Annotated in this window: 18 protein-coding genes; 10 read left to right on the forward strand and 8 right to left on the reverse strand. The window is 41.2% G+C overall.

Annotated elements, in window-relative coordinates:
• Positions 1–22: 22 nt before the first annotated feature.
• Positions 23–3,487: a DNA polymerase III subunit alpha gene (locus tag JYB65_RS01295; protein WP_206580777.1), complete on the forward strand. Its 3,465-nt coding sequence runs from the start codon at positions 23–25 to the stop codon at positions 3,485–3,487.
• Positions 3,488–3,544: 57 nt separating this feature from the next.
• On the forward strand, positions 3,545–4,507 hold the full coding sequence (pfkA, locus tag JYB65_RS01300) for a 6-phosphofructokinase (protein ID WP_206580778.1): 963 nt from the start codon (positions 3,545–3,547) through the stop codon (positions 4,505–4,507).
• An 84-nt stretch (positions 4,508–4,591) separates the two neighbouring features.
• Here the strand turns inward: pfkA and JYB65_RS01305 are convergent, their stop codons facing one another.
• The 3 genes from JYB65_RS01305 to JYB65_RS01315 all read right to left on the reverse strand — a co-directional run bounded on the left by JYB65_RS01305 (position 4,592) and on the right by JYB65_RS01315 (position 8,434).
• Positions 4,592–5,275 carry a GntR family transcriptional regulator gene (locus JYB65_RS01305; protein WP_206580779.1) on the reverse strand — a complete coding sequence of 228 codons (684 nt, stop codon included), beginning with the start codon at positions 5,273–5,275 and terminating at the stop codon, positions 4,592–4,594.
• A gap of 1 nt (position 5,276) precedes the next feature.
• On the reverse strand, positions 5,277–6,413 hold the full coding sequence (locus JYB65_RS01310) for an isocitrate/isopropylmalate family dehydrogenase (RefSeq protein ID WP_206580780.1): 1,137 nt from the start codon (positions 6,411–6,413) through the stop codon (positions 5,277–5,279).
• Positions 6,414–6,517: 104 nt separating this feature from the next.
• Complete coding sequence (locus JYB65_RS01315; protein WP_206580781.1) at positions 6,518–8,434, reverse strand: aconitate hydratase; 1,917 nt, start codon at positions 8,432–8,434, stop codon at positions 6,518–6,520.
• 358 nt (positions 8,435–8,792) lie between these two features.
• On the opposite strand from JYB65_RS01315, the gene JYB65_RS01320 reads away from it, so the two are divergent.
• Positions 8,793–10,376, forward strand: a complete 1,584-nt coding sequence (locus JYB65_RS01320) for an NCS1 family nucleobase:cation symporter-1 (RefSeq protein WP_206580782.1) — start codon at positions 8,793–8,795, stop codon at positions 10,374–10,376.
• Between the two features lie 134 nt (positions 10,377–10,510).
• Positions 10,511–11,914 (forward strand): dihydropyrimidinase, encoded by a 1,404-nt coding sequence (gene hydA, locus JYB65_RS01325; protein ID WP_206580783.1) that lies wholly within the window; start codon positions 10,511–10,513, stop codon positions 11,912–11,914.
• A gap of 92 nt (positions 11,915–12,006) precedes the next feature.
• Here hydA and JYB65_RS01330 read toward each other — a convergent pair whose 3' ends face one another.
• From JYB65_RS01330 to JYB65_RS01340, 3 genes are read right to left on the reverse strand one after another with little or no spacing between them, the layout of a single operon-like run.
• The gene (locus JYB65_RS01330; protein WP_206580784.1) at positions 12,007–12,621 is read right to left on the reverse strand and encodes a TetR/AcrR family transcriptional regulator; all 615 of its coding nucleotides are present in this window, start codon (positions 12,619–12,621) and stop codon (positions 12,007–12,009) included.
• On the reverse strand, positions 12,618–15,764 hold the full coding sequence (locus JYB65_RS01335) for an efflux RND transporter permease subunit (RefSeq protein WP_206580785.1): 3,147 nt from the start codon (positions 15,762–15,764) through the stop codon (positions 12,618–12,620). Before JYB65_RS01335 ends, JYB65_RS01330 begins: the two co-directional genes overlap by 4 nt.
• Positions 15,765–15,776: 12 nt before the next feature.
• Positions 15,777–16,928 (reverse strand): efflux RND transporter periplasmic adaptor subunit, encoded by a 1,152-nt coding sequence (locus JYB65_RS01340; protein ID WP_206580786.1) that lies wholly within the window; start codon positions 16,926–16,928, stop codon positions 15,777–15,779.
• Between the two features lie 283 nt (positions 16,929–17,211).
• On the opposite strand from JYB65_RS01340, the gene nth reads away from it, so the two are divergent.
• Positions 17,212–17,841 (forward strand): endonuclease III, encoded by a 630-nt coding sequence (gene nth, locus JYB65_RS01345; RefSeq protein ID WP_206580787.1) that lies wholly within the window; start codon positions 17,212–17,214, stop codon positions 17,839–17,841.
• A 149-nt stretch (positions 17,842–17,990) separates the two neighbouring features.
• Here nth and JYB65_RS01350 read toward each other — a convergent pair whose 3' ends face one another.
• Entirely contained in the window at positions 17,991–18,491 is a 501-nt protein-coding gene (locus JYB65_RS01350; RefSeq protein WP_209010469.1) for an SEC-C metal-binding domain-containing protein, read from the reverse strand.
• Between the two features lie 11 nt (positions 18,492–18,502).
• Positions 18,503–19,474, reverse strand: coding sequence for a homoserine dehydrogenase (locus tag JYB65_RS01355; protein WP_206580789.1), 972 nt, complete (start codon positions 19,472–19,474; stop codon positions 18,503–18,505).
• A 263-nt stretch (positions 19,475–19,737) separates the two neighbouring features.
• Between JYB65_RS01355 and trmL the strand changes: the two genes are divergently transcribed.
• The 5 genes from trmL (at position 19,738) to JYB65_RS01380 (ending at position 25,339) form a co-directional block, all read left to right on the forward strand.
• Positions 19,738–20,208, forward strand: a complete 471-nt coding sequence (gene trmL / locus JYB65_RS01360; RefSeq protein ID WP_206580790.1) for a tRNA (uridine(34)/cytosine(34)/5-carboxymethylaminomethyluridine(34)-2'-O)-methyltransferase TrmL — start codon at positions 19,738–19,740, stop codon at positions 20,206–20,208.
• A 74-nt stretch (positions 20,209–20,282) separates the two neighbouring features.
• Complete coding sequence (rpoN, locus tag JYB65_RS01365; RefSeq protein WP_206580791.1) at positions 20,283–21,788, forward strand: RNA polymerase factor sigma-54; 1,506 nt, start codon at positions 20,283–20,285, stop codon at positions 21,786–21,788.
• A 161-nt stretch (positions 21,789–21,949) separates the two neighbouring features.
• Positions 21,950–22,966, forward strand: coding sequence for a type I glyceraldehyde-3-phosphate dehydrogenase (gene gap / locus JYB65_RS01370; RefSeq protein WP_206580792.1), 1,017 nt, complete (start codon positions 21,950–21,952; stop codon positions 22,964–22,966).
• Positions 22,967–23,129: 163 nt separating this feature from the next.
• Positions 23,130–24,140, forward strand: coding sequence for a type I glyceraldehyde-3-phosphate dehydrogenase (gene gap, locus JYB65_RS01375; RefSeq protein WP_206580793.1), 1,011 nt, complete (start codon positions 23,130–23,132; stop codon positions 24,138–24,140).
• Positions 24,141–24,151: 11 nt separating this feature from the next.
• Positions 24,152–25,339: a phosphoglycerate kinase gene (locus JYB65_RS01380; RefSeq protein WP_206580794.1), complete on the forward strand. Its 1,188-nt coding sequence runs from the start codon at positions 24,152–24,154 to the stop codon at positions 25,337–25,339.
• Positions 25,340–25,495 lie beyond the last annotated feature (156 nt).

The following is a 25,495-nucleotide window of genomic DNA, read 5'->3' on the forward strand; positions in this document are numbered from 1 at the left end:
CAAGACAAGAAAGGGGATAACCATGGCATTTACACATTTGCACGTACATACGGAATATAGTTTGCTTGATGGTGCTGCACGCATTACAGATCTGATCGGAAGAGCAAAAGAACTGGATATGAAGTCCATTGCTATCACTGACCATGGTGTAATGTTTGGGGTTATCGATTTTTATAAAGAAGCACGAAAGCAAGGAATACGGCCGATTATCGGCTGTGAAGTATATACTGCGGCAAGAACAATGCTTGATAAAGACGTTGATAAGGATAAGCATCAAGGGCATTTAGTACTATTGGCGAAGAACAATGAAGGTTATCAAAACCTCATTAAAATTGTTTCGGAAGGATTTACAAAAGGATATTACTATAAACCCAGAATAGATAAACATGTCCTTCGAAAGCACCATCAAGGCATTATCGCATTATCTGCCTGCCTAGCTGGTGATATACAGCGAAAATTAATGAATAGAGACTACGAAGGAGCCAAGAAAGAGGCCCTTGAACTGCTGGATATCTTCGGAGAAGGGAATTTCTATTTAGAGCTTCAAGATCAAGGCTTAGAAGAGGAATATGCGATTCTCGACGGGATGGTAAAATTGCATGAAGAAACAGGAATCCCTTTTGTGGCTACCAATGATGTGCATTATGTTCGTCAGGAAGATGCGGCCGCACATGACGTGTTACTTTGCATTCAGACGGCCACCAATGTGGACGATGAAAATCGCATGCGTTTTCCGAACGACCAATTTTATCTAAAATCAGAAGATGAAATGCGAAAGATATTTGCCAATTTTCCGGATGCGATAGAAAACACCAATCTCGTAGCAGAACAGTGTCAGGTTGATTTTAACTTTGGTGAGCTTCATTTACCGGAATTTAAGGCACCGGATGGAAAGAGTAATGATGAGTATTTGAGGGAACTTTGCATCGCAGGGTTGAAAGACCGGTACGGTGAAGGAACGCCTGAAATCTGGGAGCGCTTTGAATATGAATTGAAAACCATTGAAAAAATGGGATATATCGAATATTTCTTAATCGTATGGGATTTTATTAACTATGCGAAACAAAATAAGATTGTGGTAGGACCTGGAAGAGGTTCTGCAGCAGGCAGTATTGTGGCCTATGCACTGCGGATTACCGATATCGATCCGATTCGTTATGCTCTTATTTTTGAGCGTTTCTTAAATCCGGAGCGAATCAGTATGCCGGATATCGATATTGACTTTTGCTATGAACGACGCCATGAAGTTATTGAGTATGTCATTGAAAAATACGGTGAAGATAAAGTAGCTCAAATTATTACCTTTGGAACGATGAAGGCAAAAGCGGCGGTCCGGGATGTGGGCAGGGCACTCAATATGAGTTATTCGGAGGCCGATGCAATCGCGAAGGCGATTCCTTTTGATTTAAAAATGACAATCGATAAAGCCCTTCAATTAAATCCGGAATTAAAGAATATGTACGAATCCGATAAACGGGTAGCCCAAGTGCTGGACATGGCAAAAGCTTTGGAAGGGATGCCGAGACACGCCTCTACCCATGCAGCAGGTGTGGTGATTTCCAAAAAAAGCATGAATGAATATGTACCGTTATATTTGGCGGAAAAGGGCATTTCCACCCAATTTACCATGACGACGATCGAAGAGCTTGGCCTATTAAAGATGGACTTTTTAGGACTTCGTAATCTGACGGTTATCCGGGATGTGCTCGAGATGGTAGAAAAAAGCTATGGAAGAGTCATTGACTTCTCCAAAATGACTTACGATGACCCAAAAGTATATGAAGTGATATCGAGCGGCAACACGCAAGGGATATTCCAGATGGAAAGCGGCGGGATGACGCAGTTCATGAAGAATCTGAAACCGGACTGCTTTGAAGATATTGTCGCCGGAATCTCCCTTTATCGGCCGGGTCCGATGGCTTCCATTCCGACGTATATTGATAATAAGAAAAATCTGGGAAACATCGAATATCTGCATGAGAGTCTGGAGCCGATTCTGTCTGTTAGCTACGGCTGTTTGGTGTATCAGGAACAGGTTATGCAGATTGTTCGAGATTTGGCGGGCTATACGTATGGACGAAGCGATCTGGTGCGTCGTGCGATGGGCAAAAAGAAAATGTCCGTCATGCTCGAAGAAAAACAGTATTTTATTCATGGAAAAGAGGATGAGCAAGGCAATATAGAGATCATGGGCTGTATTCGAAATGGAATTCCGGAAGAGATTGCTGAGGAAATCTTTAATCAGATGGTCAGTTTCGCTGAATACGCGTTCAATAAATCACATGCTGCGGCTTATGCCGTTATCGCTTATGAAACCGCTTACCTGAAGGCCTATTATCCAACAGAATTTATGGCAGCTTTGATGACCAGCGTGATGGGCGATTCCGTGCAGATTTCAAAATATATTCGAAATTGCAATGAAATGCATATTGAGGTGCTTCCTCCCAGCATTATAGACAGCAGCAAAAAGTTCACCGTAGTGGATGGGAAAATTCATTTCGGTTTGCTGGGTGTCAAAAATGTCGGGGCAGGAGCTATCGATGAAATTATACACACTCGAGAAGAAAAGGGGAATCCGAAAGATATTTTTCAATTTGTCAATAATATCAATATCCATGAGATCAATAAGAAGGCAATGGAAAGTTTGATAAAAGCCGGTGCGTTTGATTGCTTAAATGAAAATCGTGCGCAGCATTTAGCTGTATATGAAAGCCTGTTGGAGTCCGCGCAAAGCAATTCCAGAAAAAATATCGAAGGGCAAATGTCTTTATTTCAGCTTCATAGTGAAGAGATGGAAGTGGATTCTGTGGCAGGGAAATTACCGGATATCGCAAATTTCTCACAGGATTTACTGATCGCTATGGAAAAAGAGATGTTGGGCGTCTATTTGACCGGACATCCGCTGAAAAATTATGAGGATAAAATACAGAAATTAGCCACTGTAACTGCAGAGGATTTGGCTCATGCGGAAACGAACGAAGCTATTTCAGATGGTATGCAGGTGACGATTGCGGGAATTATAAACAGTAAAAAAATGCTGACGACCAAAAATAACAGACAAATGGCTTTTCTTGATATCGAGGATTTGTACGGCACGACTGAGGTGATTGTTTTTCCGAATATTTATGAAAAATATTTGCATTTATTAAAAGAAGAGGGCATACTTGTGGTAAAAGGCAGTCTCAACTTTAAAGAAGATGAAGCTCCTAAAATTATTGCAGATAAACTCTTTGATATAGAAGCCTTTGGGGAGTTACCTGCCGATACTCTTGTAAAGATTAAAATCCCGAAAAGGCTTGAGGAACTGGAAACGTTATCGGAGCTGCGGCGTTTGATTATGCTCCATAAAGGCGATTCTCCCGTGATGATCTATACAGAGAACACCGGGAAAAAGTTTAGAACGGACAAGAACCTATGGGTCGATAGAAGTCAAGAATTTCTGGAACAAGTGACAGAATTGGTCGGGAGAGAAAATGTGAAACTGTAAATACGGAAAAGATGATCTGTTGACTCGTTGGTTGCTATAGAGCAGGGAGGTGCTACAATGAAAAAAATAGGCGTATTAACAAGTGGGGGAGATTCACCCGGCATGAATGCAGCCATTCGTGCCGCAGTGAGAGGCGCTATTTATTTGGGCATGGAAGTGTATGGCATTGATAAAGGCTATGAAGGACTTATTGATGGTGAAATAGAACCGATGACGATCTCTTCCGTATCCGATATTCTTCAGCGAGGGGGAACCATCCTGAGAACAGCACGAAGTGAGCGGTTTATGACAACGGAAGGACAGAAAAGAGCCATTTCCATGTTGGAAAACTTTAACATAGACAGCCTTGTGATTGTAGGCGGAGACGGATCATTAAAAGGTGGGCTGGACTTGCACAAGCAGGGCATCACGGTGATGGGATTGCCTGGAACAATCGATAATGATTTAGGTTATACGGACTATACTATTGGGTTTGATACCGCTGTCAATACGGTACTCTCTGCCATCAGCAATATTCGAGATACGTCATCTTCTCATGAAAGAACGACGGTCATAGAAGTAATGGGCAGGCATTGCGGAGATATTGCTCTTTATGCTGGCCTTACCGGAGGCGCGGAAACCATATTGATTCCGGAAGTGCCTGTTGATATTAATGCGATTTGCAGAAAAATGGTTCAAGGCCGAAACAGAGGCAAGCTGCATAATATTATCATAAAGGCCGAGGGGATTGATTTATCGACACAGGAGTTGGCAGATATTCTAAAAGAACGAACGGGTATGGAAACAAAGATTGTTGTTCTTGGCTATATTCAAAGAGGAGGGTCTCCTACAGCAAGAGACCGCATGCTGGCGAGTCGAATGGCGTATAAGGCAGTGGAATTGCTGGCCGAAGGAAGCGAAAGCCGCGCAATTGGTATCAACGGCAATGAAATCGTTCAGTATCCGCTTGCAGATGCTTTAAAAATGACCAGAGAGTATGATAAGGATGTCATGAAATTGGCAGATATTTTATCAATCTAATAAATGAAAATCCATGCATTGGGAACGTTTCTTGTTCGCTTAATGCATGGATTTTTTACTTTTATATAATACTTTAATTAAACCTTACAGTTCAGTGCTTTTGACGGCGTTTTTGATGCGGGAAATGGAAGTGTCCATGTGTTTTCCCATCGCTTGAGCGCCGGCTTCTACATCTTTATTTTGGAACGCTAAGAAGATCTCACGATGTTCCTCTAATACCTCTGCTAAATAGTTGTCCGGAAAAGTCTCCGATTTACGGCTGTGTTTGATATAAATTTGATACGACGACAGAACATGCTGCAGCATTCGGTTATGAGATGCAGTATAAATCAGTTGATGAAATCCGGTATTAATGTTCAGCATTTTATGAATATCATTTTTTTGAGTATAGAATTCCATGAATTCAAAGGTCTCTTCTAAATCTGCCATTTCGTCATCTGTGATCCGCTCTATTGCCCATCGTACGGCTTGGATCTCATAAGCTTTTCTAAGTTCATACATGTCCGCCATATCTTGCTGCGAAAATCCGATGACAAAAGCACCGCGATTTGGAATGGTTTCAATCAAACCTTCCATCTCAAGCTGCCGTAAAGCTTCCCGGACGGGAGTTCGGCTCACTTTATATTTATCGCAGATACTTTGTTCTGTGAGTTTTTCTGAAGCACGCATTTTACCTTGTAAGATATCTTTTTGCAGCATCGAAAACAAATTGTTGGAAATAGGCAGATTCTTAGCCTTAGAGTTTTCGTTGTACTGATATAGTACCATACTAGGCCTCCTTTAATTTTGAAATGACGCAATCCGCAAAATCGGTAGCTGTATCACCGGAAGCATCCCCCGTCATATTTTTGCTGCTTTGTGAAAAATCAACTGCAGCAGAAAGACTATCCGCTTTTGCAACAAATCCAATGTGTCTTAAAAGCATTTCAGCCGCTTTTAGGATGCTGGAGGGATTTGCGTACGGAGCAATGCCATCTGTTACCATTCTTGGTGCGCTGCCGTGGATCGCTTCGAACATGGCATATTTACCGCCTACATTGGCACTGCCGGCTGTCCCGACACCGCCCTGAATTTGAGCTGCTTCATCGGTAATAATATCACCATATAAGTTTGGAAGGATAAATACATTAAAATTGCTGCGAATTTGTTCATTCACAAGATTCGCTGCCATAATATCCACGTACCAGTCATCTGTTTTGATATCCGGATATTCTTTCGCGACTTGGTAGCATAGGTCTAAAAACTTTCCGTCGGTTTTCTTCATGATGTTCGCTTTTGTAACGATGGAAACGTTTTTATTTCCGTTTGCCTTTGCATATTCAAAAGCGGCACGAGCAATTCTCTTCGTTCCTGCTGTGGTAGTCACCTTGAAGTCGACGGAGATGTCTTCATTAATATCGACGCCGCGGCTCCCCAGTACGTATTCGCCTTCGGTATTTTCTCTGTAGAAAATCCAGTCAAGGTTCTTTTCGGGAATGGAAACCGGTCTTACGTTCGCAAATAAATCCAGTTCCCTTCTCAAGGTTACGTTTGCACTTTCGATATTCGGAAGATTATCCGCTTTACTTGGTGTCGTAGTAGGACCTTTTAGCAATACGTGACAGGATTTAATAGCTGCCAGCACGTCTGCCGGAACGGTTTCATTCTTAGCAATTCTGTTTTCAAGGGTTAGTCCTTCGATGGTGCGAAGTTCAATCTTACCGGCTTCAATTTCTGCCTTGAGAAGTTCGTTTAACACTCTTCTTGCTTCCGTGAGGATAATAGGGCCGATGCCGTCGCCGTCAATCACGCCGACTACAATTTTATCCAGCTTTTCAAAATCAACAAACTCATCGGCAGTTTTCATTTTTTCGACTCTGACTAGCTGCTCTGCTATGATTTTTTCAAAACTTTTCATGTATTCCATACTATATACTCCTTTATATTAAGCATTGTCTTGAAATAATTCCTTTGGACAGCCAACGCCGATGGATATTTTGAGGGATGAGATGTTGGCTGTATCAAATGAATTTATTTGATTGAGTTGATTTTTCCGCCGCAAAGAATCATATCAATTTCTAAGTCGGAGAAATTGGTAACAGCCGTGTATTCTTTACCATTCGTCAAATCCTTAATGGTAATAGTGGCATTTCTTACTTGATTTTTTGCATCTTCAATCATAAGCTTGTGACCCAGGCTGAAATCCTCATAATCGGAAGGATTTTCAAATACGAGAGGCATGATCCCGCTGTTGATTAGGTTGGAACGGTGAATTCTTGCAAAGGACTTCACCAATACAAACTTTACACCAAGATAAAGCGGTGCAAGAGCAGCATGTTCACGGCTGCTGCCTTGGCCATAGTTTTCGCCGCCGATGATTGCACAGGAGCCCGCTTCTTTGCAACGAGCAGAGAATTCACTGTCAATTTTTTCGAAGCAGAAGTTTGCAAGGTAAGGAATATTGGAACGATACGGCAGTAGCCTGGAATCGGAAGGCATGATGTCGTCCGTTGTGATATTGTTTCCTGCATGAAGAACGACGGTGGCTTCCACTGTATCACCTAAAGCTGTATTTCTAGGGAACGGCTTAATATTTGGCCCCATTTCAACCGGTGTATTGTCTTTGCTCGTTCCCTTTGGATAAACGATAAAGTTATCGTTGAAGTTGAAGTCTACAGCCTCAATTTCAGGAAGTGTTTCACCGGATTCTATTCCGTCCGTAACAACCCCTGTAATGGCGGAGATCGCAGCAGTTTCAGGGCTTACTAGGTAGACATCAGCATCTATTGTTCCGCTTCTGCCTTTGAAGTTTCTGTTAAAAGTACGTAGGGAAACTGCACCGGATTTCGGAGATTGTCCCATCCCGATACAGGGACCGCAAGCGTTTTCAATAATTCTTGCACCGGCGTTGATCATATCTGCCAATGCTCCGTTTTCAGCCAACTTGGAAAGGATTTTGCTGGAACCCGGAGAAATCACAAGGCTTACATCCGGATGAATCTTTTTGCCCTTTAAAATGGCAGCAACCTTCATCAAATCTGTATAGGAAGAATTGGTACAGCTTCCGATCGCAACCTGATCCACTTTGATTGATCCGATGTTTTTGATCGTATCAATATTGTCAGGGCTGTGTGGCTTTGCAGCAAGCGGAGTCAACTTAGAAAGGTCTACTTTCAGAGTTTCGTCGTAAACGGCATCGGGATCTGCGGAAAGCTCTACATAATCTTGCGGACGGCCTTGCTCTGTTAAATATTTTAATGTATTTTCGTCACTAGGGAAAATGGAGGTTGTCGCACCAAGTTCAGCACCCATATTGGTGATGGTTGCTCTGTCTGTAACAGAAAGGGATTTTACTCCTTCACCTGTGTATTCTACGATCTTGCCTACGCCCCCTTTAACGGTAAGTTTATCAAGAACATGGAGAATGACATCTTTTGCAGAAACCCAAGGTCTTAGTTTACCGGTTAATTCAACATTGACTACCTTTGGCACAGTCAAGCTATAAGTACCTTTGGCCATTGCCATTGCGACATCCAGGCCACCGGCACCGATCGCGATCATACCTAACCCGCCTCCGGTTGGCGTATGACTGTCAGAACCTAAAAGGGTTTTACCGGGTTTGCCGTAGTTTTCCAAATGAAGCTGATGACAAATTCCGTTCCCCGGTTTAGAGAAAAGGACGCCGTGCCGCTGTGCAACGCTCTTAATAAAAGCGTGGTCGTCTGCATTTTCAAAACCGGTTTGAAGTGTGTTGTGATCTATGTATGCAACGGACAGTTCTGTTTTAATTTTATCTACATCCATGGCTTCAAGTTGTAGGTAAACCATCGTACCTGTAGAATCTTGAGTCAGCGTCTGATCCATTTTGATGGTAATTTCTGCACCGGGGATAAGCGAACCTTCTACTAAATGATTTTCTAAAATTTTGTAAGCTAAAGTGTTTCCCATTAAGTCCTCCTAAAATCTTTCAATACTATTGACACGGTATGATAAACTATTTTGTACATTTGTATACAAATATACAATTAATTCGGCTAAAAGTCAATAAAAATGGTAAAAGATTATTGAAATTTGATAAAAAGGAAGCTGTTAAAAATAATTCTTTATGGTACAATAAGCGCTTCTTAATGATGGGTTTAAATTGATTAAAAAGTCGAAAGAGAGAGGTATTGTACAAGAAATAGAAGACGCACTGAATTTTCAAAAAATTTTATACAATAAAAATAAAAAACTAGTTACATTTTTCAAATTACAACAATATAATTATCTGTAACGATTTTTGTTATCCATTTTGGGAGGTGTTTTAATGTCAATATGCACACAAATTGAGTGCAACGGTCTGTATGAATTGACAGACGAAGCGCGTGCAGAGTTAATCTCTTCAAAGTATTACAATGAGGACTTGGCTCCAACGTCGGTTTCACAGAGAACTTGGACTACATACAATATTACTGCGCTTTGGATTGGCATGTCCATTTGCATTCCGTCGCTTTCTCTAGCGGCGGCTCTTATCGGAATGGGGGTATCCCCTTGGTTATCCGTTCTTAATGTCGCATTAGGAAATTTAATCGTCCTTATCCCGATACAGTTAAATTCACATGCGGGTACAAAATACGGAATTCCGTTCCCCGTATTTTCTAGGTTAACGTTTGGCAGTATCGGAGCCCATGTTCCGGCAATATTAAGGGCTTTGGTAGCTTGCGGCTGGACTGCGGTTCAGTCTTGGGTAGGCGGCGGTGCTTTTGCAGCGATATTGGGCTGTTTTATTGCTGCGTTTAGAGATCAGAGTTGGAATATTGTTATTTTGGGAAATACCTGCAATGTTGGACAGCTGATTGGTTTCCTCCTGTTTATGGCATGGACCGGTTGGATTGCTTACAGAGGGTCAGAAAGCATCAAAGTTGTTCAAAATATAGGCGGACCTTTACTTATTATCGTTGTTATCTGTCTTTTCGGCTGGTCTATCATGACGGCTCATCAAGCAGGATATGGCTTTGGGGAAGTAATGGCTCAGGGGAATGACCCTGCTCTGATGGAACAGTTCGGCGGTTTTTGGTATATCTATCTTGCAGGATTAACCGGAAATATAGCATTCTGGGCTACGATGGCACTTAATATACCTGATTTCTCAAGATATGCCCGGTCTCAAAAAGATCAATTCCGAGGCCAGCTTTATGGGATGCCGTTTCCAATGTTTCTTTGTGCCTTCGTGGGTGCATTCTTTGCGATGGCTACAAAGCTTGCTACAGGGAAGGCCATGTTTGACCCTACCAACGTTTTCTACTATGTAGATAATAGGCTTCTAGTAATTATTTGTGCGGTTGGCGTTGCAGCGGCTACGATCACAACTTGTGTTGCTGCCAATGTAGTGGCACCGGCAAACGGCTTCTCCAATTTAGCCCCTACAAAGATCACCTATAAAATGGGTGTTGTTGCAACTTGTATTATAGCTGTATTGGCACAGCCATGGTGGATTTACGGATCGGGTGCAGCCTATGTATTTACTTGGTTGAACAATTACGGAACGATTTTGGCGCCTGTAGCGGCTATCTTTATTGCTGATTACTATATCTGCAAGCAGAAGAGAATTGACGTAGCAGGTCTTTATGCCGGTGCGAAGGGGAGATACTGGTATAAAGGCGGATGGAATGTCTCAGCTATTATCGCTTGGGTTGCGGCCTTTATTATTCCGCTGTTAGGAAACACTGTTTTCTTATATAACCCGGCAACAGCGGCAGGAGGTCCAAATTTCATTCAATGGCTAGCCGCCAACGGCTATATTGTATCCTTTGCGATCGGATTTGGGGTATATTTCCTTCTGATGAAAAATGAAAAGTCTGCGCTTGTAACACAAGAAGAACATGATGCAATGACACAGAAAACTGCATAAATTAACAAATTCAATCGTAAAATGAAAATATGGTAATACGATAGGAGCCTTTGGGGAGACTCAAAGGCTTTTTTCATAGAAACAGAATGGCTAATCTAATTTGTACGAAGGAATCATGAAATGGGGGATGGATTATGGATTTACTTATTAAAGGCGGAACTTTAGTGACTGCCCAATCTACTTTCAAGGCAGATATTGCAGTAGTAAACGGGAAAATTTCAGCAATAGGAAAAAATTTAAAAGCGGACAAAAATACCGAAGTTATTGATGCAAAAGGAAAGCTGGTACTTCCGGGAGCTATTGACGGACATACGCATTTGGCAATGCCTTTTGGCGGGACGATCTCTACGGACGATTACTATGCGGGAACCCGGTCAGCGGCCTGCGGAGGAACCACAACAGTATTTGATTTTATTTTGCAAGCAAAGGGTGAACCAATGCAGGATGCCATTAAACGAAGAGATGCGTTAGCCGCTCCTGATGCGGCTGTGGATTACTCTTTCCATATTGGGGTGACGGATGTTTCCACGGATGAATTGCTGGATTCTATGGAGGAGGCAGTACAGGCAGGAATCCCTTCCTTTAAGGTATTCATGGTCTATGATTTCGGCGTAGATGACGGTTCTTTCTATAGGGTATTGCAAAAAGCAGCCGGAATAGGGGCACTGGTAGGGGTTCATGCCGAAAACAGAGAGGTAAATAATGTACTTATTAAGCAATTCCTCGCAGAAGGAAAAACGGAGGCTTGGTGGCATTATGTTTCAAAAAAGGAAGACGTAGAGGGGGAAGCGGATGTCAGGGCTATTAATTTAGCTAAAATGGCAGGGACTTCACTTTATATTGTTCACTTGGCCAATAAACAAGGAGTAGAGGCGGTTAAAGAAGCCAGAGATCAGGGATATCCGATCTTTGCAGAAACTTGTCCGCAGTATCTTTACTTTACCAGCGAAGTTTATAAGAGAGAAAGGGCGAGAGATTTCGTATGTTCTCCTCCAATGAAGGGAAAAGCTTCTCAGGAAGCTCTTTGGGAAGCTATTAAAAGCGGAGATATTGCTACGGTTGCAACAGACCATTGTCCATTTACCCGAGCAGAAAAAGACTGGGGTATTGTGACAAAAGATGGAAAACCGGGCAACTTTACAACCATTCCAAATGGATGTGCCGGAATTGAAACGATGTATCCGTATATGTTATCTGAGGCCAATAAAGGACGGATTACTTTCAATAAAGTGGTTGAGCTTTGTGCAACCAATCCGGCTAAATTATTTGGATTGGATCATCAAAAGGGTGCGCTGCAGGTAGGTCTCGATGCAGATATTGTGCTGTATGATAAGAAGAAAGAATTTACCATAACTAATTCAGCTATGCATGGGGATACGGATCATACCATTTGGGAAGGTGTCAGCCTGAAAGGATATCCGGTAGCGACTTACAGCAGGGGGAGATTGGTCTACAAAGAGGGTGAATTCCTTGGAAAACGAGGTGAAGGTAAGCTGATTAAATGCAAACCGATTAAACTGACGACGCCCGAATTATAACAGATAAGATTAACTATAAAAAAGAGTGTAGTCAAAAAGAGGTATCTCAAGAAAATTTCTGAGATACCTCTTTTCATTTTATAGTCATAGGATTATTTAACGATACCTTTTATCATGAGGTCAAAAAACTCTCTTTTTCGAAAGGTTGATAGGTCAAAAGGAAGTTTTATCTTTTCAAAATGAGAAAGACCGTATTTTACCCCTAGGAAACTATGAGCCGCTCCTATGATGGAAAGCGCCGCTAAATCGACATTAACTTCTCTAAATTCTCCGCAAGCTACTCCGTCAGCAATGATTCTTTGAATATAGGAAAATTTCTTCACCCAAATATCCTGAAGCGTATCCATCAGTGAACAAGGAATATCGGATTTTGAATTCATAAACTGCTGCGAAAACAGCATCATTTTAGGTCCCATTTTTTTAGCATGTGCGATTTCGAATTCAAGAATACCATAGAGCATTCCCGTATGAGATTGCTTGGAGTGAATGATTCTTTCGCAACCTTCAAAATACTCATCTATACCGCCTAGCATGATATTTAACAGTAAATCCTCTTTGCTGCTGAAATATTCATATACGGTACCTTTTCCGATACCCGCGCCTTCTGCAATATCGATAATTTTGGTATTGACATAGCCTTTTTGAATAAATAGGTCCAATGCCGTATCCAATATTTTATTTTTCTTTATTTCTTTTGCATTTCTCATTGTTTAGCGTCCTCGTTCTGCCATTTTGCTTCCAAGATTGCAAGTTTTTCATCGCGAATTCTTTGTTTGTTTTCTCTCTTCATCTTCATATCATCAAATGAAGCGTAGAGAACCGGAATAAGGATTAACGTGACTAAGGTAGATGCAATGAGTCCTCCAATGATGGATATGGCCATTGGTGCCAGCGTTTCGCCGCCATCTCCCAGTCCCATAGACATTGGAATCATTCCGACGCAAGTAGTTGCAGATCCCATGAGGATCGGCCTTAATCTTAATTTCCCCGCTTGAATCAGTGCCTCATCCCGTCCCATGATGAGCTTATTTCGGTGAATAAATTCAACAATCAGGATGGAGTTATTGACAACGATACCGGCGAGCATAATCAACCCGAGGAACGAAATCATGGATAGCTTGGTACCCGTTATAAATAGTGCAAGGAAAGCTCCTGACATCGCAAAAGGGATCGCCATCATAATCATAAACGGCTGAGTCAGAGATTCAAATTGTGCTGCTAAAAGAAGATAAACCAGCGCAAGAGCTACCAACAATGCTTTGGTCAGGTTGACAAAGGTTTCCATCATTTCTTTCTGCTGTCCGCCTGTTTCATAATAATAGCCATCAGGGAATTGATAGGAATCTGCTATCTTAATTATTTGCGTAGAGACTGCGTTCAAATCCTTGGCATCGATATCGATGTTAACCGTCACAAAGCGTTGCTGATTCAATCGGTTAACAGCACTTGGCGAGTTGTCAAACTCCAAGTTGGCAATCTGACCTACCGGAACTTGAAGTCCTGTAGAGCCTGTAATCATAATCTGTTTCATATTGTCAATAGAATCCGTATAGGAATCCGGCAGGGAGAGGTTGATTGCGATTTCTTCCCCATCAATTTTTAAATTGGTTGCTGTATTGCCGGATAATGCGGTAGAAAGCCCATTGGCAAGTTGTGATGCGGTAATCCCGTAATAGGCAGCCGTATTTCGATTAAGAATGACCTTTACTTCCGGATTGCCCTCCGTCACATCCAATTCTGCGGAAACGACCTCTTTAATGGCACCAATTTTTGTGCACAGATCATTTCCAAGGCTTTCAAGGTCGGCCAGTTCCTTTCCCTTAATGATCAACGACATGTCTGTGCTAGTACCTGACATGTCTCCCATAGAAGAGGATTCGTCTACCGAAATATCTGCACCGGATAATGTAGATAAATCCTTCTTGACCTTTTTTACAATATCAGCTGTGGTTTTGTTTCGTTCATTTTTGTCGACCAGTGTGACACTGAGCGTAGAACTGTCATCGCCTATTGACATAAAACTGGACGTACCGATGTTAAGCGTACAATGTTTTACTTCCGGCATGGAACGAATATATTCTTCGATTGGGCTTATAAATTTGTCTTTATCCTGCAGTGAAGTTCCGTAAGGTGTATCGATAGAAACCGTGAACATACCTTCGTCGGAGGCAGGAAGCAGTTCTGTTCCTACGATGCCTACTAGTACAATCGAAATAACAAATATTAATGTGCAGGCAAAAATAACTCGTTTTCTTTTCTTTAGTGCCTTCTGCTCAAAAATACCGTAATTTTCTTTTAAATCTTCAATCATTTTAGTAAATTTAGGAAGAAGCCTAAATTTATACCGTCTCGTACCAAAACGAATATAATCCGTTGGTAAAGACTTAGATAACAATCTGGAGGTGAGCATTGGTACAATAGATAGCGAGACAATTAAGGAAGCGAGCAGGGCGATGATAATGGTAAAACAAAAATCTTTGAACATGAGTCCTGCCATTCCTCCGCTTAGTGCAATCGGTAAAAATACGACAACCTTTGTTAATGTGGAGGCTAAAACAGCCAGAAAGATTTCTCCGCTTCCTTTTTGAGAGGCTTCAATAGCAGAATGCCCGTTTTGCCGAAGCCTAAATATGTTTTCCAGTACAATGATCGAGTCATCGACCAGCAACCCTATGGCAATTGTGAGAGAGCATAAAGTAATCAAATTTAACGTCATGCCTCTTGCACTCATCATGGCGAAAGTCGCTAAAAGGGAAATCGGTATGGAAAGAGCAATAACCAATGTAGTTCGGATGTTCTTTAGGAATAGGAACACCACCAGCACGGCTAATATTGCGCCTTCAATTGCAGACGAAGCAACAGAGGAAATGGAGCTTTCAATAAAATCAGCCTGATTAAAGCCTACTGTAAAGGTTAGATCAGGGAATTTCTGTTCCAGTTCTTTAATGGTATGTTGAATTTCCTTTGCGGTAGCAACGGTATTGGCATCGGATTGTTTGGTAATCATTAAACCAATTGCTGTCTTGCCGTCAATACGGCTGATAGAATCTTGATCTTGATATTGTTCGGATATATTGGCAATCTCGCCTAATCGGACAATACTTCGATCCGAAAGTGTAATCGGTAGATTTTTTATACTTTCTGCGGAATCAAATTCACCGATGGTTCGAACAATAATTTCAGTTGATCCTTTGGTAACATTACCGCTCGGCATATTAATATTTTCAGCTGCAAGAGTTTGAGCAATCTGCGCAAGGGTGATACCATATCCAGTTAATTTTTCCTGGCTGATTTGAACGGCCACTTCTTCGTCAACTGCGCCATTTACCTGAACAGAGGCAACACCGGCCACGCGTTCGATGTACGATAATACATTATTTTCAATCTCTGTATTCAAATCGTTTAAAGGCATATCACCGGAGACGTAAAGCTGAAGGATAGGGATCGAACTCATATCCATCTTCATAACCATAGGGTCTCCGGCATCATCCGGCAGCATATCAGATACCAACGCTATTTTCTCTCTCATATTTAAGGTCGCAAAATTCATGTCAGTATCCATCTGGAACTGAATCATTACGTAAGAAGTCCCTTGCATGGTCATGGATTGCATTTCGTCTAAACTTTCTACGGAGGCCAATGCTTGTTCAATAGGTTCTGTAACCATACTTTCCACTTCCTCCGGAGAGGCGTTGGGATAAGAAGTAATGACAAGAGCCACGGGGTATTCTATATCCGGAAATAGGTCTCGTGGTAAACCAATTAATGAATAAAAACCGACAACCACAACCATTAACATGAGCATGACGGTTGCAACCGGCCGCTTTATGGATAAACTTGCTAAATTCATAATATCACTCCTTTATTTATCTTCTAATACGATAACAGGAGTGCCTTCGGTCACATATTGCTGTCCGGATATGACAATCGTATCCCCATCCTTTAATCCGGAGGTGATTTCAACATATTTACCGTTATCAATACCGGTCGTTACTTCGTTAAATACCGGAAGTTCATTTTTATCCAAGGTCACGACAATAGACTTACCTGCTTTCAAAATGACACAGTCGGAAGGAACACAGAGCGTGTTTTCTTTTTGTGTGGAAACGATTTTTATTTCTGCAAACATTCCGGCATGTATTTTTCCGGAAGAGTTATCGACTGAAATCTTAATTGGATAGGTTAAGCTTCCTGATGCAGGAGCAGGAGAAATCGCGGTAATCGATCCCTTATACGGTTCTTCACCAAGTGTTTGTATATATATATCAACGGAATCACCTACTTCTAATTCGGTGACAATATATTCGGAAACAGAACTACTGATTTGAAGCTGGCTTACATCTGCTACGGTCATGGCAGCGGTTACCTGTGAAGCAATATTTCCTACCGATACATCCACCGCTGTGACATAGCCGTTGATCGGAGAGGTAACGGTACAATGACTATAAGCATCCCCAGCTGCAGTAAGAGATTCTTGTGCGGATACATAAGACATTTTTGCCTGTTCGTAATCTTGCAAGGAGGCAGCCCCTTGATTATACAGCACACTGACTCTGTCAAAGGCTGATTTTGCTACATTGTAGGATTCTTTTGCCTGATTATATGTAGTAGCTATTTGAGTTCCATCAATTTGGAATAGCACTGTTCCCGCAGAAACTTTGTCTCCGATGGATACGTTTACGCTGGTAATTTTTCCTGAAGTCATGGGAATAATGTCTACTTCTTTGATAGGTTCTATTCTTCCTGTGATAGGAGAAGACGTATAGATAGACATAATCTCTGCTTTTGCAATCTTGACATTGACTAGACTTTCCTCTTCTGTGGAGCCTGTAGACATAGATGTTACAATTCGAAAGATAACAAGGCCCAAAATGAGAAGGACGGCAACAATGGTAATAAGTTTCTTTTTCTTTTTCTTGGATTGCGGAACCGGAGAATCCGGCGTTCCTTCCTCCGAGGAATCCAAGATGGTTTCTTGAATTTCCGGTGTTTGTGATTCGTTCGTGTTGTTCAAGTTTTTTACCCCCCTATAATGCAAATATATGACAATAAACCGACCGATGGGTCGGCAGTTATATAATATAAGATGACTAGATTGATGTCAATAAAAAACTGACCAATGGGTCGGGTATTTTTGGAAGAACAAGGAATTTTTGATTGTTGTCATACAAGCCATATTTTGTCTTTGATATTTTTCCTAGTGATATGTTAAAATAATAGCGTCGATTGACAAAATACAACACAGTTTGCAAGTGCTGATAAAATCACAACAGCACAATAAAAGGATAGGAAGTTCAATGAAATTTACAGACAGACAAATAGAGGACATCTTAAATCAATTAGAAGCAATATATCCGGAGGCTGATTGCGCATTACATTATGGATCGGTTTTTCAGCTGCTGGTGGCCGTTGTACTTTCGGCTCAGACGACGGATAAAAGCGTTAATGTAGTGACGGAAGAACTGTTTCAGAAATATCCGGATGTAGAAAGCTTAAGCCGCGTATCAGAAGAAGAATTGGCGCAAATGATAAGGCGTATCGGCATGTATAAGACAAAGTCGAAAAACGTATTAGCCTTATGCAAGGAGCTGGTGAGCCAATATGAAGGGGAGGTCCCGGGGGATTATGAACAATTAATTAAACTTCCGGGTGTAGGCCGTAAGACTGCTAATGTTGTTTTATCGGTGGGATTCGGGCAGCAGCGGATTGCAGTAGATACGCATGTTTTTCGAGTGTCCAATCGAATTGGGTTAGTGGAAGAAAAGGATGTATTGAAGACAGAATTGGCGTTGATGAATGTCATTCCGGAACACCGGTGGTCAAGAACACATCATAGTTTAATCTTTCACGGCAGAAATTGCTGCCATGCCAGGAAACCGAAATGTGAAGAATGCGGCATTGAAAAGTGGTGCATGAAGAGGCTTTAATCTGTCCTATCCCAAATGGTCTTATTACATAAAAAAAGCTAGTCCGACGATGCATGAAGGCATCAAACGACTAGCTTTTATTACGCGCCTAACCTCATTTGCTCAGGCAAATGTCTGGTAGGAATTTTTCCGTTTATTGATTGGAGTTGTTACTGATTTGTACCGCAGCACTTCTTATATTTTTTGCCGCTTCCGCAAGGACAAGGGTCGTTTCGACCCGGTTCTTTTTCTTTTACAACCGTCTTAGACTTCTTGAATTCCTTCACAATTTCTTCTCTTGCTTCTGCGGAAAGCACCTTGTCCCAAGCGGGAATAGTATAAAGGTAGTCTGCCTCAGCAACAAGCATGTTGTAAAATAATTTTTCAAAGTCAATATCCAGCTTAAGAACGGCTGTTTCATCGAGAGCTTCGATTTTCTGCTCTTCCTTTAAGCTCGTGTTGATACCGTCCAGAAATCCCATAAAGATAATAGGATCGGCTTGATACTTGTCCACTAATTCCTGAAAGGTACCGGATACCTGTTGTGTATGATGCTCCAAGATATCCGTATAAATTTTTGATTCGGTAGAGCTATACTTTTCCCAAAAATCAGGGAAGGATTCATCTGTCTGATTATTAATTAAATCTTGCCACTGTTCATATAAATTCATGTCATTCACTCCTATTTATAAATATTTTTTGCGATTTCCATCACATCGCCCATGACAGCACTTCCTGTTGGAAGCGGGCCTGCCCCTTTTCCATAAAACATTAATTCACCTACCGCATTGCCCGTTACATAAACTGCATTAAACTCGTTGCTAACAGAAGCGAGCGGGTGAGAAGCTTTCAGCAGAGTCGGCTTTACGCTGTATTCGAGCTTATCTCCTTCTTTACGCGCAGAAGCGATCAGCTTAATTTTGCAGCCTTGTGCTTCCGCTATTTCTATATCCTTTGGTGTAATTTTGCTAATCCCTTTTGTAGGGATATCATTTGGAGAGATATGCTTGTCAAACATAATCGCCATTAATATAGAAAGCTTATTGGCTACATCAATGCCTTCTACATCTGCAGTCGGGTCTGCTTCCGCAAAGCCTTTTTCCTGCGCGACCTTCAATACATCCGCATATTTAAACCCAAACTCGGTCATCTGCGTTAATATGTAGTTTGTTGTTCCGTTTACAATGCCGAGCACTTCCACAAACTCATTGGACTGAAGGACAGTTGTGAGTGCATTGATAATGGGAATACCTCCGCCTACACTTGCCTCAAAGCGAAATTCTACGTTATTGGCTTTAGCTGTTTCATTTAATTTTTGGAAATTAGCGGCAACAGCGGCTTTATTCGCCGTTACAACAGCTTTCTTGTTTTTCATTGCTTCTAACATAAAAGTAGTAGCAGGTTCAATCCCTCCAAGAAGCTCAATAACGATATCTATCTCAGGATCCTTGAAAATTTCATCAGGATCTTGTGTAAACTGTTCCGGTGTAACTGTAATGCCTCTTTCTCGAGTGGTATCTTTTTCTAAAATTTTAGTAATTTCTAGGTTCAAACCGGTAGCTCTAGTAATTTGAGCCCTGTTCATTTCCAATGTCTTATACGTACCAGTTCCAATGTTTCCTAGACCTAAAAGTCCGATTCTTACTGTTTTCATTCATGTACCTCCTAAAAATACTGTATTAGATTATATACTATATACACCAATTTGTCTTTACTTTTTTGTCTGTTTCAACAAAGAATGTGTCTTAATGGTGTTTTTCACGTTGGTTTGTGGCATCATATAGCTGTATGTGTTATCATATATATGTATTCTAATACAGTGGATGTGACAGAGTATAAGTCTATAAATGATAAATGAATTTATTTGCTGGTAAGCATTTTTTACCAAATAAAATGAGACAGAAAAGGAGAAAAACTATGGCGATTCATATTGTGTTTGTGGAACCGGAAATTCCGCCTAACACAGGAAATATTGCAAGGACTTGCGCAGCGACAGGCAGTGTTTTGCATTTGGTAGAACCCCTTGGATTTTCCATTGATGATAAGAGCGTGAAAAGAGCGGGATTGGATTATTGGCCTTTCGTAAAGCTGGAAGTACATAAAAGTCTAGAGGCTTTCATGGCAAAATACGGCGATCGGCAAATCTATCTTGCAACGACCAAAGGGGGAAGAAGATATACCGATGTTGCGTTTCAAGATGAAGATATGATTTTATTTGGAAGGGAAACGGCTGGATTACCGAAAGATTTCATTGCAGAACATCAAGAAAAAGCGATCCGGATTCCAATGAGCGGAGATACTAGATTAAGATCACTGAATTTATCGAACTCAGCGAATATTATATTGTTTGAAGCATTAAGACAACTGGGGTTTCCAGAACTTGATTAATTTATATAAAAATGGTACAATATTTGCATACAAATTTTATGGTTTTTATGGTTTTTTACGAATTGAGGTAGAGCATGAGACTGGGATATGATTTAACAATTGAACAAACGCAAAAATTGGTCATGACTCCTGAATTGATTCAGGCCATCCAAATATTGCAGTTTAATACTCAAGAGTTGGATAATTATGTTCAGGAGCAGCTTTTGACAAATCCTGTGTTGGAACAGGGAAGCTCGTCTGAAAGCGGCGAAGCTGGAGAGGCAGATGCTTCAGAAAATGACTATGCACAAAAATCAGATGAATATAGAAGTTTATCAGAGAATTACACAAGTATTTCTCAAGAAAAAAGAGAGAATAGTACCGGAGCACTTGGAGAAGGCAGCAGAGAGCTTAGCACCGCAGAATGGCTGGAACACATAAAAGAAAGAGATTATGATGATATCAGCTATAAACAGGGAGAATATTCCAAGGATGACAAGGAATATTCCTATGAGCAGTTTGTGACTTCTGACGTCACTTTGCCGGAACATCTAATGTTCCAGCTTCAATTTGCGCCGCTCAAAAAAAGTTGCAGAACCATAGGGAAATATATCATTGAATCCCTTGATGACAATGGATATATGACGTTAACCATTGACGAAATTGCCCGAGCGATGAACGTGGACACGGAAAACGTGAAAATCGTGCTGGATGCTATTCATACATTTGATCCGGCAGGTGTTGCGGCGGCAGACTTGAGAGAATGTCTGCTGATTCAATTGGAACATAACGGCGGACGGACCGAAATTTCGGAACAGGTTATTTGCAATTACCTGGAGGATATCGCGGCCAATCGGCTGGGTCTAATTGCAAAGGAGCTCGGTGTCTCTGTAAAAGAGATACAGGATGTCAGTGATATGATTCGAACGTTAGAGCCAAAGCCCGGCAGACAGTTTGCTTCGCAGGCCACTACTCGGTATATTGTGCCGGATATTATGGTAGAAAAAATCAATGGTGAATATGTCGTCTCAGTAAATGAAAGCAGCACGCCAAAACTAATGGTGAGCTCTTATTATGAAAAAGTATTGCAGGAATCGAATAATGACCCAAACTTGACGAAGTTTCTTTCGGGTAGATTAAATTCGGCAATTTGGCTGATCAAAAGCATTGAACAAAGAAAACAGACTATTTATAATGTAGTGAGCGCTGTGGTAAAATACCAAGAGGAATTTTTTGAAAACGGTCCTAAATATTTAAAAACACTTACCTTAAAGCAGATTGCAGAAGAAGTCGGCATACATGAATCAACCGTGAGCCGATCGATAAACGGCAAATATATGCAAAGTCCTAGGGGCGTATTTGAGATAAAATATTTCTTTACGAGTGGAGTAGCAGGAAATCAAGGAGAAAGTATCTCTTCAAAGAGTATAAAAACTTTTATTAAGGAAATTGTATCGAATGAAGATCCGAAATCACCTTATAGTGACCAAGACATGGTGAAGCTTTTAGGTGAGCGCGGCATTGATATTTCAAGAAGGACGGTTGCAAAATACCGCGATGAGATGAATATCCTATCCTCTTCCAAAAGAAAAAGATATTAAGACATAGGAATTTTTTATTGGAGTAATAAATTTGCGGCAGTGTAAAATAGATTTTAGGTAAGCATTGTCAAATAGTTGATGCTTATTAATTTTTATTAATACTATAAAAAACATGCTTTGACAACCAAATAGGAAGCAAAGAAATGCTAGGAGGAAAGAAAATGGCTATTAAAATTGGCATTAGTGGGTTCGGACGTATCGGAAGGGTTGTAATACGTGCCGCAATGGATTTCGAAGATATCGAAATTTGCGGTATCAATGTACGTAACGCAGACCTGGATTACATGGTGTACATGCTAAAGTACGATACGATATTTGGAAGATTTCCAAAGAGCCTGGATGTATATGAAAAGGGAATCGTTATAGATGGCAAGAAGATCCCTGTATACAGCGAAAGTGATGCCGAAAACATTCCATGGAGCGAATGCGGAGCGGAGTATATTGTGGAAGCAACCGGTGCTTATGTTACGACAGAAGGCTCTATGAAACATATGAAAGCGGGTGCAAAGAAGGTTATTATTTCAGCTCCTGCAAAGGACAAGGAAACCCCTACATACGTAATGGGTGTAAATCATAAAGACTATACCAGTGATGTTCATGTTGTATCCAATGCTTCTTGTACAACAAACTGCTTGGCTCCTTTAGTAAAAGTCCTCGAAGATAACTGGGGAATTGAGCAGGGATTAATGTCAACGATTCATGCCGCAACGGCTAAACAGAAGGTCGTTGATGCCCGTTCCATGAAGGACTGGCGTACGGGCCGGTCTTCCTTTGGAAACATCATTCCGTCTTCTACAGGCGCGGCAAAAGCAGTAGGACTAGTTATTCCTTCGGTAAACGGCAAAATGACAGGTATTTCTTATAGGGTGCCTGTAGCAGACGTTTCTGTTATTGACTTAAACGTTCAATTGAAAAATCCAGCTACATATGAGGAAATTTGCACGAAGATAAAGGAAGCGTCTGAAGGAACCATGAAGGACATTATTGAATATGTTGACGACGAAGTCGTATCCAGTGACTTTATCGGTGATCCTCATACATCCATTTTCGATGCCAGAGAAGGTATCATGCTGAATGAAAAGTTTGTAAAGCTGATTGCTTTCTATGACAATGAATATGGGTATTCCAGCAAAATTCTTATGTTAATCAGACATATGCATAGTGTAGATATTGGATAAAATATAACATGCTAAATATGGACTCCACTTCGAACTGTTGAAATAGCCTGCCCAATTCGCAAGGCGAATGTCGGCAGACTTGTGCAACTGGATTCATACTCTGTGAGATATAGAATTTGACTGCAATATATACAAATGAAAACAGTATAAGGAGGATTACTTTATGAAAGTAAAAGTAGGTATTAATGGTTTTGGCAGAATAGGAAGAAATGCGTTTAAGATTGCCCAGGACAAGGATATTAGCTATGAGATTGTTGCGATTAACGATTTAACAACTCCTTCAACGCTTGCTCATCTTTTGAAGTATGATAGTTGTTTTGGAAAATTCCATGGTTCCGTAGAAGCAACGGAGCATTCGATTGTAGTGAATGGAAAAGAAATAAAAATCTTCGCGGAAAAAGATCCTGAAAATATTCCTTGGGGTGATTTAGGTGTAGAATTAGTGATCGAATCAACGGGCATATTTACGGATAGAGAACACGCGGAAAAGCATCTTAAAGCAGGAGCGAAGAAAGTGGTGATATCTGCACCGGCAACCGATGAGGACATTACAATTGTATTGGGCGTAAATGAAGAAAAGTATGATTCGAACAACCATCGCATTATTTCCAATGCATCCTGTACGACGAATTGCCTTGCCCCTTTTGCGAAGGTGATAGACAAAGAGTTCGGGATTACAAAAGGCCTTATGACTACTGTTCATTCTTATACAAACGACCAACGGATTTTAGATCTTCCGCACTCCGATCTGAGAAGAGCAAGAGCGGCGGCTTTGTCAATGATTCCTACGACGACAGGAGCAGCAAAAGCAGTAGCTCTTGTATTACCACAGTTGAAAGGAAAATTGAATGGGATGTCACTTCGTGTACCGACTCCTACGGTTTCCATAGTGGATATTGTCTTTGAACTTGACAGAAGTACGACGGTGGAAGAAGTGAACCGTGTATTAAGAGAAGCTTCTGAAAATGAGCTTCACGGTATATTAGGTTATTGTGAAGAACCATTGGTCTCTATCGACTTTAAGGAAGATAACCGCTCCTCTATCATTGATGCCAGATCTACGATGATGATAGGGGATAACATGGTTAAGATTCTTTCATGGTATGATAACGAGTGGGGTTATTCAAACAGAGTGATTGATCTAGTTGACTTTATTATAAATAAAGGGCTATAGGAGAGAGAAATATGAAGAAAACTATTCGGGATATGGATGTTTCAGGTAAAAAAGTCATCGTCCGGTGCGATTTTAACGTACCTTTGAAAGACGGTGTGATAACCGATGACATCCGTATTACTTCAGCGTTGCCTACTATTCGATATTTAATAGAAAACGGTGCTAAAGTGATCTTGATGTCGCACCTTGGACGGCCTGAAGGTGAAGCTAATATGAAATATACGTTGAAGCCGGTAGCTGAACGTATCTGTGAACTACTAAACAAAGAGATTATTTTCATCAGTGCACCGGAAGTAGTCAATGATCAAGTAAAAAAGGCGGCAGAGGCACTCCAGGCGGGTGATGTGATGCTTCTCGAGAACGTGAGATTCCGAAAAGAAGAAACGAAAAACGGTGCTGAGTTTTCAAAAGAATTGGCAAAGCTAGCCGACATTTTTGTAAATGATGCATTTGGAACAGCCCATCGAGCGCATTCTTCAACAGCAGGAGTAGCAGACTATCTGCCGGCAGTATCCGGTTTCTTGATTGAAAAAGAAGTGCAATTCTTAGGAAACGCCGTGGAGAGTCCGGAAAGGCCGTTTGTTGCCATTATGGGCGGTGCAAAAGTCGGTGATAAAATTTTAGTCATTGAAAATTTATTAAAGAAGGTTGATACGCTAATTATTGGAGGCGGAATGGCCTATACTTTCTTTAAGGCGCAAGGGTATGAAATCGGAACTTCTATTTTGGATGCCGGCAACATAGGGCTTGCTGCTGAGTTATTAAAGAAGGCAGAAGAAGCAGGTGTTCAGCTATTGCTTCCGATCGATGTAAAAGCAGCGAAAGCTTTTGATAACGAGGCAGAAACCGCGATTTTTGACAAAGACAAGATCCCGGCAGATTGGATGGGACTGGATATCGGGCCAAAGAGCATGGAATTATTTGCAAATGCGATTAAGGAAGCGAAGACCGTTATTTGGAACGGCCCTGTTGGGGTATTTGAAATGTCTAATTTCGCAGCAGGGACCATTGCCGTTGCAAAGATTCTGGCTGAAAGCGATGCCGTTACCATAATCGGCGGAGGTGATTCGGCAGCTGCGGTGGAACAATTTGGATTGGCAGATAAAATGACCCACATCTCAACTGGAGGAGGAGCCTCCCTAGAATTCCTAGAAGGAAAAGTACTTCCTGGAATCGCATGCCTACAAGATAAGAACTGAAAAATTGCTGCCAGCTAAACTGAAAAATTGCACGCTAGCTAAAGCTAGGCAATTTCTGTATGGCACCTTCCAAACATTTTCTTTGAAAATGAGGATAGGTGCGCAACCTGGGCAATTTCTGTATAGGACCTACCAAACATTTATTTACATAAATGT

Source organism: Clostridium aminobutyricum (assembly GCF_017255415.1).
GTDB classification, from domain to species: domain Bacteria; phylum Bacillota; class Clostridia; order Peptostreptococcales; family Anaerovoracaceae; genus Aminipila; species Aminipila aminobutyrica.

Bases quoted from the DNA above. Each gene is read 5' to 3' on its own strand.
- JYB65_RS01295 (WP_206580777.1), top strand. From the start codon at position 23: ATGGCATTTACACATTTGCACGTACATACGGAATATAGTTTGCTTGAT.
- pfkA (WP_206580778.1), top strand. From the start codon at position 3,545: ATGAAAAAAATAGGCGTATTAACAAGTGGGGGAGATTCACCCGGCATG.
- JYB65_RS01305 (WP_206580779.1), bottom strand. From the start codon at position 5,275: ATGGTACTATATCAGTACAACGAAAACTCTAAGGCTAAGAATCTGCCT.
- JYB65_RS01310 (WP_206580780.1), bottom strand. From the start codon at position 6,413: ATGGAATACATGAAAAGTTTTGAAAAAATCATAGCAGAGCAGCTAGTC.
- JYB65_RS01315 (WP_206580781.1), bottom strand. From the start codon at position 8,434: ATGGGAAACACTTTAGCTTACAAAATTTTAGAAAATCATTTAGTAGAA.
- JYB65_RS01320 (WP_206580782.1), top strand. From the start codon at position 8,793: ATGTCAATATGCACACAAATTGAGTGCAACGGTCTGTATGAATTGACA.
- hydA (WP_206580783.1), top strand. From the start codon at position 10,511: ATGGATTTACTTATTAAAGGCGGAACTTTAGTGACTGCCCAATCTACT.
- JYB65_RS01330 (WP_206580784.1), bottom strand. From the start codon at position 12,621: ATGAGAAATGCAAAAGAAATAAAGAAAAATAAAATATTGGATACGGCA.
- JYB65_RS01335 (WP_206580785.1), bottom strand. From the start codon at position 15,764: ATGAATTTAGCAAGTTTATCCATAAAGCGGCCGGTTGCAACCGTCATG.
- nth (WP_206580787.1), top strand. From the start codon at position 17,212: ATGAAATTTACAGACAGACAAATAGAGGACATCTTAAATCAATTAGAA.
- JYB65_RS01350 (WP_209010469.1), bottom strand. From the start codon at position 18,491: ATGAATTTATATGAACAGTGGCAAGATTTAATTAATAATCAGACAGAT.
- JYB65_RS01355 (WP_206580789.1), bottom strand. From the start codon at position 19,474: ATGAAAACAGTAAGAATCGGACTTTTAGGTCTAGGAAACATTGGAACT.
- trmL (WP_206580790.1), top strand. From the start codon at position 19,738: ATGGCGATTCATATTGTGTTTGTGGAACCGGAAATTCCGCCTAACACA.
- rpoN (WP_206580791.1), top strand. From the start codon at position 20,283: ATGAGACTGGGATATGATTTAACAATTGAACAAACGCAAAAATTGGTC.
- gap (WP_206580792.1), top strand. From the start codon at position 21,950: ATGGCTATTAAAATTGGCATTAGTGGGTTCGGACGTATCGGAAGGGTT.
- gap (WP_206580793.1), top strand. From the start codon at position 23,130: ATGAAAGTAAAAGTAGGTATTAATGGTTTTGGCAGAATAGGAAGAAAT.
- JYB65_RS01380 (WP_206580794.1), top strand. From the start codon at position 24,152: ATGAAGAAAACTATTCGGGATATGGATGTTTCAGGTAAAAAAGTCATC.